Consider the following 10,223-nt stretch of genomic DNA (forward strand, 5'->3'; position numbering starts at 1 on the left):
GGCTTCCAAGCCACCTCGTTCATAACGATCAATCCAGTCGTAAACGCATGACCTGTGAGTAGAATACTTTTCGGATAGCTGATTGACAGTGGCGCCCTCCAGCCATAGGTGTATAGCCTCTAAACGAATAGATTCTCGAACATCATGGGAAATTTTACGGCCGTCGACTTTGCTCATGTACACCTCAAATATGAGGTGTCAGTTATACAGAAACTCTTGTCGGGAAGTTTTGGCCCAGATCAATAAGCCTGATTGGCTCCTGATGACTCTTCAGTAATTCTTTCACCAAGACTGAATGATTGCACTTGTTTATGAAAGGTGTTGCCTATTTTTGGAGGAGTTTCACTGGATGGTGATTCAATGCCACTGTCCAGGCTATCTCGCCTTCCACGATTGCCAGGTATATCCATTTTTATATTCTCTTTTACTTCCCACTCCTTCCAATATAGATGCCTGTTAAATATCAGTTTTTTTAAAGGGATGAGGATTCAAGACCAAATTGGGTCAGGTAACTTTCTGATAAGTCTGGAGAAAAGTTGAAAGTAAGAACATTCTGGCAGGATTCAAACAGCTTTTGACCGACCAGGTTAGGGTCAATAGCATCGAGCCCTTTCAGGATACAGTCCCTTGATCGCTGACTATTCAGGCGGATGGGTGTCAAAACATCGACAAAACTGGCCACCAGACCGTAGAGATCTTTCTCAATGTCATTTTCTTCCGCCCAGAGATCGGGGTCTGCATACTGCTGGGAATAGGATTCTGCGGCAATATCCAGACCTACTCCGAAGTTGACCAGAACGGCCCTTACTGGGTTGCATATTATGTTTTTCGGGCAGATCGCCCCATGGAAAATATTCATTTTGTGCAGGTATTGCAGGCCGGTGAGTAATTGAGCAAACCACATCTGGGGTTGTTGTTCTTCATAGTGTTCGAGCTCATCCAGAGAATAACCTTTTAACCAATAGCGAGCGATAAACAAATCCTGACTGGCCGGGAGCTGGCCAAAAGCGATGACCCGTTCAATATGGGGATGAAACAGGTGTGAAAGACTTCGGTATAAACAGCTTAATTCTGGCCAGTGCTCATTGATCTGGTGATAGATTGAGATACCACAGGCGTATTGTCCCTGAAGGTGTTCGGCTCGCCAAAGCTGGCTGGTGTCACTGGCCTGAATGCATTCTTCAAGTTGAAAGTGATGGTCAATAATGGCACCTTTCTGAAGGGTGACGGCACGTTGTTCTCCGTCACAAATACCCATTTCTATGAGGGCTGAAAGGTCGCAACATAACCAGTCTAAATCCAGATGCCTGCCTGCCGCAGCCTGTTCATACCACTGATAGATTCGTGGTTGACGGGTTTGTCTGGCCAATGGGCAGAATAACGCAGCGTAGTTTTTAATGTCGTCATCCAGTGTTGAGCCATTGATGATATCAATGTATTCAATGTCACCGTCGTCTGTAATAAATACACAGTTCTCTGACCAGTTTCCTACGGTATAACCCCGGCGGTGAATTTGTTGCAAAGCCAGGGCCGAATGTCTCAGAGCTTCCAGCAATTGGTAGGTGGTGTGCTCTTGTGGTTTAAATGCACTTAAAGGCACACCTCTGGGCATTTTTATCGGGAGTACCAGTTGTTCGCCATCCTGGATCAGAGGAGCGCAGTAAGGGACACCGGTGCATCCGGAGAGTTTCTGCAGCCTGAGGAATTCATCCCTGAGCTTCTGCTCTTGAGTGTATTGGATTTGCGGGCTTTCAAAACCGCTTGAAACCAGAATCTTTAATAACCAGGGAGCAGACCAATCGCCAGGCTGGTACTCTGCCTGCCAGATTTCAAGACCATGCTGAATGAAAAGGCATTTCACTTTGTGAAAGTCTTGAATGCGATTATTACGGCGCTCAACCACTGATACCTGTCCTAAAGTTTCCAGAACATGTTCTTTTTGTTTTTCAGTGACTGGAAATTTTTTCGGAGCTGTTAATCCCCATTGATGGGTCAGTGCTGAAACGATTTGTTCAGGGGTATAGATGCTTAACGATCCATCGTCTTTTTCCAGCATGATCTCTTCGCCTTTGCGCCCAGTTACAAAGACCATTCCCTGACACCAGGGGGCATAAACCCCCACGGGAATTTTATGCTTTATTTTTCCGGCCAGAACTCTGGCTACGTAGTTGGCTTTGGCCAGACAGTTATCCACATCCCGGCCATCCAGCGACCAGGCGTGCTGACCCGCATTCAGTCGACCTATGTAGCCCTTAACATCAACAACATAAATACCCCATTCGCCGATGACCAGTGCATCCACTTCCATCGCCTGACCACTGTGAAGCGGTATCTCAATATTGGTTAGAAGAAGGTAGTTTTGAGGTAACTCATTGGATAGCAGTTTAAAGGCCCAGCGCTCAGCGTCATTTACAGCGTTACCAAAACTGATTTGTTTGGCCATGGTCAACTTCCGGACAGTGGATGCGTTAATAAAAAATTCTTGAAGGGAATCTGCGGATCAAATTCCAATCAAGACTGTCAGAATAGTTTAGCTGGCTGTTTAACATTGATCCGATTAGTATCGGATCATCTAACAATAAGAAAAAGAGGCACCCTATGTTAAGAAAAATTCTGCTGACGGCATCCATGATGATCCTGCCTGTTATCTCATTTGCAAACGGCTATGTGGGTCAGTGGCATACTGTGAATGAAGAAACCAACAAGGCAGAATCCTTGGTGACCATCTGGGAAGACGGTGATGAGCTGAAAGGTAAGATTGAACAGATCCTTGATCCTGAAGCCAGGGATATGGTTTGTGAAAAGTGCGAAGGTGATAAAAAGAATCAAAAGCTGGAAGGGCTGACCTTTATCTGGGGCATGGAAAAGGATGGCTCAAAATACGACGATGGAAAGATTCTTGATCCCACCTCCGGCAAAATCTACAGTGCCAGTATGAAGCTGATAGAAGACGGTGAGAAGCTGGAAGTCAGGGGATATCTGGGTTTTGCTCTGTTGGGAAGAACCCAGGTCTGGGTTAAGGCAGAATAAAATAGACAGGTGGGCAGACTGAATGCCTGCCCACAGGCTTTGTTAGAGGAACAGAGAGAAGCCCATGGCAACCAGGGCACCCGTCGTACCGATAATGGTTTCCATGACTGTCCAGGTTTGCAGAGTCTGTTTTTCAGTCAATCCAAGATAACGGTTGGCCAGCCAGAAGCCAGAGTCGTTGACATGGGAAAGAACAATTGAGCCACCGCCGATTGCAACAGTAATAGCAGCGAGTTGGGCGCCAGACAGACCCAGAGGCTCCAGCATTGGCAGAATCAGACCACAGGCAGTCAGCATGGCAACGGTTGCGGAACCTTGAATAACTCGAACGGCAGCCGCCAGAATAAAGGCCAGGGCCACGATAGGCAGACCACTTCCTGCCAGCATATTGCCTAACGCCTGACCTACACCGGAATCCACAAGAACCTGCTTGAATACACCACCAGCACCGGTAACCAGAATAATGACACCGGCTGGCTGCAATGCAGACCCACAGATGTTCATCACTTCATCCTTGTCATAGCCGCGCTTGATACCCAGCAGGTAGCAGGCCGCCAGACACGCAACCATGATGGCCGTGAATGGGTGGCCAATAAATGTCAGCCAGCCGTGAATGGCAGAGTCTTCAGCTACAAAACGAGCGCCAATGGTCTGCAGGCCGATCATCATCAGAGGCAGAATAATCAGTCCGAATGCCAGACCAAAAGATGGCAGCTCACCGCCACGGTCTTTGAATTCTTCACTGGCTTTAGCGTGGGCTGGCAGAGGTACATCAACCACTTTACTGATGAAAGAGCCGAACATGGGGCCAGCCAGAATCATGGCAGGAATAGAGGCAGTCAGACCAATCAGAATCATATAGCCAAAGTCAGCGCCCAGCTGAGAAGCCACCAGAATTGGGCCCGGAGCCGGGATCAGGAAGGCCTGACAAGTAGCGATACCCGCCAGCAGTGCAATACCCATTTTTACGACACTGTCCTTGCTTTTACGGACAATGGCGAACACCACCCCAATAAGAAGCACCACGGCCACATCAAAGAACAGGGGCAGGGCACAGATAAAGCCGGTAATGGTGATGGCCCAGTTGGCCCGTTCTGAACCAAAACGGTTCAACAGGGTTTGGGCGATACGATCCAGAGCTCCTGTTGTTTCCATAACTTTACCGAACATGGCGCCCAGTGCCACTACAACGGCTACAAAGCCCAGTGTGCCACCCATACCCTTCTGGATAGTAGCGGCAATGTCGGTTGGGTTCATGCCAGTGGTGACACCGGCAATCATGGAGACAAGAATCAGGGACACGACTGCGTGAAGTCTGGCTTTCATCACCAGAAACAGCAGCAGGATGATCGAACCTGCGGCAGTAAATATCAGAGACAAATCGGACATTGGCGGTAATTCTCGAATGTATTAATTACTTTTCATGAAGTGCTGTTACCGGTAACATGTTACCGATAACATTTTATGTGAAGAAGTTAATTTTCTGACTTTTTTGGTAATTATTGATTGAGATCAAATAATGGCTGGTAAGGTTTTCGTGGTAATGGGCGTTTGTGGTTCCGGTAAGTCCACAGTCGGTGAAGCATTGAGTCATGAGATGGGTGCCAAGTTTATTGACGGTGACGATCTGCATCCAAGAAGTAACATTGAGAAGATGTCCGGTGGTTCGCCTTTAAACGACGAAGACCGTCAGCCGTGGCTCGAGCGTATCAGGGATGTTGCCTACAGTGTAGAAGTCAAGAATGAAGTGGCGGTGGTGGTTTGCTCTGCCCTGAAATTGAAGTACCGGGATACCATCCGTGAGGGCAATAATCAGGTTTACTTCCTGCACATGGATGGTAGCTATGATCTTATTCTTGAGCGAATGAAAGCCCGTAAGGGACACTTTATGCGTGAAACCATGTTGCAGAGTCAGTTCAGTACTCTGGAAGAGCCTGAAGAGAATGAGCCTGGTGTCGTTCGTATTGATATTTCCAACAGCATTGATCAGGTAGTTGCAGCTTGTTCACAGGCTGTATCCGATCTGAGTGGAGGCATGGCAGCATGAACCCGGTTATAGAATCAGTCACCCGGAGAATTGCCGAGCGCAGCCGGAAAATCCGTGAAGACTATGTCCAGCGAATGAAGCAGCAGGCCAGTACTGGTAAAGTCAGAAAGTCACTGAGCTGTGGCAACCTGGCCCATGCAGTAGCCGCCTGTGGCAGTGAGCAGAAAGATCGTATCCTGAACTTTACTACAGCTAATGTAGCCATTGTTTCTGCCTACAACGATATGCTGAGTGCTCATGAGCCATACAGGGAGTACCCTGGCAAGATCAAACAGGCTCTGAATGCTATGGGTCATAGTGCTCAGGTAGCGGGTGGTGTGCCTGCCATGTGTGACGGTGTGACTCAGGGTCAGCCCGGTATGGATCTGTCGTTGTATTCCAGAGATGTCATTGCCCAGAGTGTTGCGGTTAGTTTAAGCCACAATACCTTTGATGCCACTCTGTTGCTGGGTGTTTGTGACAAGATTGCCCCGGGGCAACTCATGGGGGCTTTGTCGTTTGGTCACTTGCCAACAGCGTTTGTACCTTCAGGGCCTATGCCAACAGGCATCACCAATGACGAGAAGGTTAAGGTCCGTCAACAATACGTGGCTGGAGAAGTAGGTCAGGAAGCTCTGCAGAAAATGGAATGCAGCGCATACCACTCTCCAGGCACCTGCACATTCTATGGCACCGCCAATACCAACCAGCTGGTATTTGAAGCGATGGGATTGATGCTGCCTGGTTCTGCATTTATTCCCCCTGGAAGTGAGTTGCGTGATGCTCTGATTGCTGAGGCATCGACGTCTATTGCTGCCCAGACTCCTGATGCTCCTTCATACAGACCATTATGGCAGGTTGTGGATGAGCGCAGTTTGGTCAATGGACTGGTAGCCCTTCTGGCCTCCGGTGGAAGCACCAATCACTCTATTCACATGATTGCGGTAGCCAGAGCAGCAGGTCTGTTGTTGACCTGGGATGATTTTGAAGCGCTTTCCCAGGCTGTACCTTTGCTGACTCGCGTTTACCCCAATGGTAAAGCTGATATTAACCAGTTCCAGAAAGCTGGTGGCGTTCCGGTTCTGTTGTCTGAGTTGGCCAGGCGTGGTCTGTTTAATATGGAGGCCATCCCCTGCTATGGCACTATGGAGAACTATCTGCAGTCACCTGAGCTGGTGGATGGCAAAGTCATCTGGCAAGACGCGGGTGTCTCCAAAGACCCTGAAGTGATTGTGGCACCGGAGCAGGTATTTGCTGAAACCGGTGGTTTGAAAGTGCTCAGTGGTAATCTGGGGCGTGCTGTTATCAAGGTCAGCGCCGTTGCCGAGGAGCACTGGGTGACTCAGGCACCTGCAGTGGTGTTTGATTCTCAGTATGATGTTGCAGAGGCCTACAAGCAGGGCAAACTGAATAAAGACGCTATCATAGTGGTGCGTTTTAATGGCCCCGGTGCCAATGGTATGCCTGAGCTGCATATGTTAATGCCGATTCTGGGTAACCTTCAGAAAGCGGGCCACAAAGTTGCTTTGGTAACAGATGGTCGTTTATCTGGTGCTTCAGGTAAAATTCCTGCCGCGATTCATGTGACACCCGAGGCGGAAAAGGGCGGTGCATTGGCATTTATTGAAGAGGGCGACTGGATTACTGTGGATGCCAGGGAAGGAACAATCTCTGTGGATGCAGTGCTTTCGGAGCGAAGCCAAAGCCGTCCTGACCTGTCACCTCAACATTCAGGGTGTGGCCGTGAATTGTTCAATGGTTTCCGTCAGCTGATTTCCAGTGCTGAGCAGGGGGCATCCATTTTATTTCCAGGAGACAATCAATGAGTAATTGGGCCATTGAACCCGCTCTTGTTTTTGCAGCTTCTCCCGTTGTGCCGGTTATGGTTATTAACAACGTTGAAGATGCACTGCCTATGGCTCAGGCTCTGAGCAAAGGCGGCATCAAAGTATTTGAAATCACTCTGAGAACGGACGCAGCACTGGCAGCCATCCGTACTATCAGTGAAGCTATGCCCGACGCCATGGTGGGCGCGGGAACGGTTATCAATGAAGCGCAATACGACGCCGCAGTTGAGGCAGGAGCCAGGTTTGTCATCTCTCCAGGCATTACTACTGGATTGCTGGAACATGCCAGCAAAGGGACAGCGCCACTGATTCCTGGTTGTGCAACCCCCTCAGAAGTCATGACAGCCCTGGCTCACGGGTATGATCATCTCAAGTTTTTCCCTGCTGAAGTCAATGGTGGCGTGAAAGCCTTGAAGGCAATTTCTGCACCGCTGCCTCAAGTTCGATTCTGTCCGACAGGAGGCATTGGTCCAGCTAATATGAACGACTATCTGGCTCTGGGATGTGTAGCGACGATCGGTGGTTCATGGATGTTGCCGAGTGATCTGGTAAAGGCAGGAAATTGGGAGGCTATTACTCAGTTATCGGCTGAGGCCGTTGCCCTGGCAAAAGGACAGCAGGCTGTGTGATATCTTTTTGAGCCTGTCTTATAGGCAGGCTCTGATTCAAAGTCTAGATACTCTCGCCTTCAAAGATCGAAAAGCCCAGATCGACTACGTTTTCTCCGACCTTCTTTCCAGTCAGCTTATCCAGAAGCATTTGTGCTGCTGTTTCTCCGATAGCCTTACGGGGCGTGGAAACACTGGCCAGATTGGGGTGAATGGCTTTGCCAATATCCAGAGCATTGAATCCAGCAATGGCAATTTGGTTCGGGATGGCAATATTGCGCCGTTGGCATTCCAGAATGGCGCCAATGCCCAAGTCATCGTTACAGCAGAAGACGCCATCCAGTGTCGGGTATTGATTGAGTGCCTGAGTCATCAGCTCTTTTCCAAGAGTGAAAGAAGAGTGTTCTTCTGTGGATAGCACAACGGGTTCAATACCCAGCTCTTTCATGATGGATTGATAGCCTGTCAGGCGTTGACGCACCCTGACATCCATTCGGGCTGCAAAGAAGACAATGTTCTTTTTGCCTCGACTGATCATTTTTCTGAGCATGGCTTCACTGGCTATCTGATGATCCAGGCCGACTGACAGGTCTATTGGGGGCAGTCGAGAGTCCATCACTTCGACGACCGGTATACCGGCATTGGCAATCATTCTTAACGATTTTTCAGTGTGGTCGCATTCGGAAAGAATCAGCCCATCAACATGGTAGGAGAGCATGGACTCAATGCGTTTTTCTTCCACTTCTTTGTCATAACCATAATGAGCGATCATGGTCTGGTAACCAGCAGGCTCTGTGATGTTTTCTATGCCTTGAACAACGGCAGAAAAAACCTGGTTGGAAAGGGAAGGCACCACAATCCCAATCGCTTTGCTGGTGGCGTTGGAGAGAATGTCAGGAACACGACTGGCAACATAGCCGACTTCATCAATGACTTTCTGTATCTTTTCACCGGTGGCTTTGGACACCTGATCAGGAGCACGCAGGTAGCGGCTGACGGTCATCTTTGTTACGCCTACCTGGTCAGCAATATCCTGGAGGGCAAGACGTCTGTTTTTGGCTTTCATTCAATACCGGTGCATTAGACGGGTCAGAAAACGATCTGTTTCTGAATAGGGCAGAATTTACCGGAAAATCGGTAAATTGTTAACTTTGAGAGTAAAAGGGGCCGAATGATCAGCCCCTTAGGAATAGTCCTGAAATAATTTCCTTGTGGAACCCTTCTCAAACCCGTTCGGGCTGAGCCTGTCGAAGCCCAATGCCACGACCCTTCGACAAGCTCAGGGTGAACGGAATCCCTATGTAAACCGGGAAGTTATTTCGAGACAAATCCTTATTGCATTCAGGCTTTTTCTTCTGAGTCACTGGTGGAATCAGAGTCAGTACCTGATGATGAGGATATACCCGAGTCATGGTAATGGTCAGTTATGAGACTATTCGCTTTTTCCAGTAATCCGATCAATTGATTAAGCGTGTTACGCACAGTCCAGCCCTGCTTGGTTAGCGCCATACTGTATGACTTGTTCAGCAGGAATTCAGTAGTATTGTCGACATAGTCAGTGTCAAATTCTTCCAGTAAATCTTCTATATCTACCTGGTTATCAACAAAGCTCTGTTGAATTTCTTCCATGACAGCAGCAATAAACTTTCTCTGTTCTGTTTCGTAGACCTGAGGGTCTTCGAGCATTTTTTCCAAGTGGGCTCTAAATTCTGGCTCCGCTTTTTTCTTGAAGCTTTCGAAATTTGCAGAGCATTTCTCCTGAAGCTCAGCGTAATTTCCCCAGTGTTTGAAGGGGATGCCCCTAACTTTTGTCTCCAGAAGTTCTTTCACTTCATCAGGAGCGGCTTCACCCATCTCCCTTAGTTCCTTCAGGGGAGCCATCATAAGGCGAGGCAATACGTTAAGGGTTCCCAGATGGGCGGGCTCTGCACCCCAGTCTACTGCTTTGGTTTCCCCTTCGAGTTCACGTGCAGAATAAGTCATACCTTCAATAAGTTTTTCTTTCGGTTGCGGTTGCACGGCTTCGGGCAGCTTGAAGTTCAACCTTATCTCACCCACGCCTGCGTATTTTTGTCGGTAGTCAGTGAGCTTGGACACACTGTCCTCAACCTTCTGTTGGAATGTTTTACCTTTGCCCTCGGCCTGATCTTTCATTAGCTGTTCTATTTCGGGCAGAGTCAGTTGTTCTCCATAAAACGGGTGCTTGACCTGATCCCAGGGAATACCAGGCTTTGTGTCTGGCAGTCTATGAGCAGGCTTGGTTGATCTGTATGAGGGGATCATTTGCTCATGCGGTATTGCTGAGAGACCCGTGATGACGGCAATAGGGTCTCTATCAATACCGTCCAGCAATTTTGTAAGCTGCTCCCGCTGGAGCTGTGCCTGATCTTTTCGCTGATGACTTTTATGAGCAGCGTGATAGCCCTTTGCTGCAGGCTTATGAGTACTTTGCTTTTGATACGAGTGCTCTAGGAGCCTGTCGGACTTAACCAGCAAAACAGGTAAAATCCTGATTCCAGTACCAGTAACACTCAAAGCACTATGAATAAGTGGAAGTTCAAACCGGTCGACCGAAACACTCCCGACCTTTTCCCTGCCAGCATCCAGGATTATCTTCCAGAAGGTCATATGGCTCGCTTTGTGGTGGATGTTGTTGACCAGCTCGACCTGTCTCCACTGATCAATTCTTATCGAGGCACAGGATCAAAAGGC

At 48.6% G+C, this 10,223-nt stretch carries 10 protein-coding genes; 4 read left to right on the forward strand and 6 right to left on the reverse strand.

Annotated features, from left to right (window positions below; genetic code table 11):
- From WG89_RS33030 to WG89_RS24575, 3 genes are all read right to left on the reverse strand, one after another.
- The coding region (locus tag WG89_RS33030) for a helix-turn-helix domain-containing protein (protein ID WP_153301802.1) at positions 1-177 on the reverse strand (177 nt) is incomplete at its 3' end.
- A gap of 62 nt (positions 178-239) precedes the next feature.
- Positions 240-410: a hypothetical protein gene (locus WG89_RS30650; protein WP_153301803.1), complete on the reverse strand. Its 171-nt coding sequence runs from the start codon at positions 408-410 to the stop codon at positions 240-242.
- Between the two features lie 62 nt (positions 411-472).
- Positions 473-2,443 (reverse strand): NERD domain-containing protein kinase family protein, encoded by a 1,971-nt coding sequence (locus WG89_RS24575; RefSeq protein WP_062270328.1) that lies wholly within the window; start codon positions 2,441-2,443, stop codon positions 473-475.
- Positions 2,444-2,598: 155 nt separating this feature from the next.
- On the opposite strand from WG89_RS24575, the gene WG89_RS24580 reads away from it, so the two are divergent.
- Positions 2,599-3,030, forward strand: a complete 432-nt coding sequence (locus tag WG89_RS24580) for a DUF2147 domain-containing protein (RefSeq protein WP_062270329.1) — start codon at positions 2,599-2,601, stop codon at positions 3,028-3,030.
- A gap of 42 nt (positions 3,031-3,072) precedes the next feature.
- On the opposite strand, the gene gntU is transcribed toward WG89_RS24580, so the two are convergent.
- The gene (gntU, locus tag WG89_RS24585; RefSeq protein ID WP_062270330.1) at positions 3,073-4,419 is read right to left on the reverse strand and encodes a gluconate transporter; all 1,347 of its coding nucleotides are present in this window, start codon (positions 4,417-4,419) and stop codon (positions 3,073-3,075) included.
- Positions 4,420-4,549: 130 nt separating this feature from the next.
- Here gntU and WG89_RS24590 point away from each other — a divergent pair, with 130 nt between their 5' ends.
- From WG89_RS24590 to WG89_RS24600, 3 genes are read left to right on the forward strand one after another with little or no spacing between them, the layout of a single operon-like run.
- Positions 4,550-5,077 carry a gluconokinase gene (locus WG89_RS24590; protein ID WP_062270331.1) on the forward strand — a complete coding sequence of 176 codons (528 nt, stop codon included), beginning with the start codon at positions 4,550-4,552 and terminating at the stop codon, positions 5,075-5,077.
- Positions 5,074-6,882 (forward strand): phosphogluconate dehydratase, encoded by a 1,809-nt coding sequence (edd, locus tag WG89_RS24595; protein ID WP_062270332.1) that lies wholly within the window; start codon positions 5,074-5,076, stop codon positions 6,880-6,882. Before WG89_RS24590 ends, edd begins: the two co-directional genes overlap by 4 nt.
- Positions 6,879-7,532: a bifunctional 4-hydroxy-2-oxoglutarate aldolase/2-dehydro-3-deoxy-phosphogluconate aldolase gene (locus tag WG89_RS24600; protein ID WP_062270333.1), complete on the forward strand. Its 654-nt coding sequence runs from the start codon at positions 6,879-6,881 to the stop codon at positions 7,530-7,532. Before edd ends, WG89_RS24600 begins: the two co-directional genes overlap by 4 nt.
- Before the next feature lie 43 nt (positions 7,533-7,575).
- Here WG89_RS24600 and WG89_RS24605 read toward each other — a convergent pair whose 3' ends face one another.
- Both WG89_RS24605 and WG89_RS24610 read right to left on the reverse strand, forming a co-directional pair.
- Positions 7,576-8,577: a substrate-binding domain-containing protein gene (locus WG89_RS24605; protein ID WP_062270334.1), complete on the reverse strand. Its 1,002-nt coding sequence runs from the start codon at positions 8,575-8,577 to the stop codon at positions 7,576-7,578.
- Between the two features lie 275 nt (positions 8,578-8,852).
- Positions 8,853-10,007 carry a hypothetical protein gene (locus tag WG89_RS24610; RefSeq protein WP_153301804.1) on the reverse strand — a complete coding sequence of 385 codons (1,155 nt, stop codon included), beginning with the start codon at positions 10,005-10,007 and terminating at the stop codon, positions 8,853-8,855.
- Positions 10,008-10,223: the final 216 nt, after the last annotated feature.

This window comes from Endozoicomonas arenosclerae, assembly GCF_001562015.1.
Taxonomy (GTDB): domain Bacteria; phylum Pseudomonadota; class Gammaproteobacteria; order Pseudomonadales; family Endozoicomonadaceae; genus Endozoicomonas_A; species Endozoicomonas_A arenosclerae.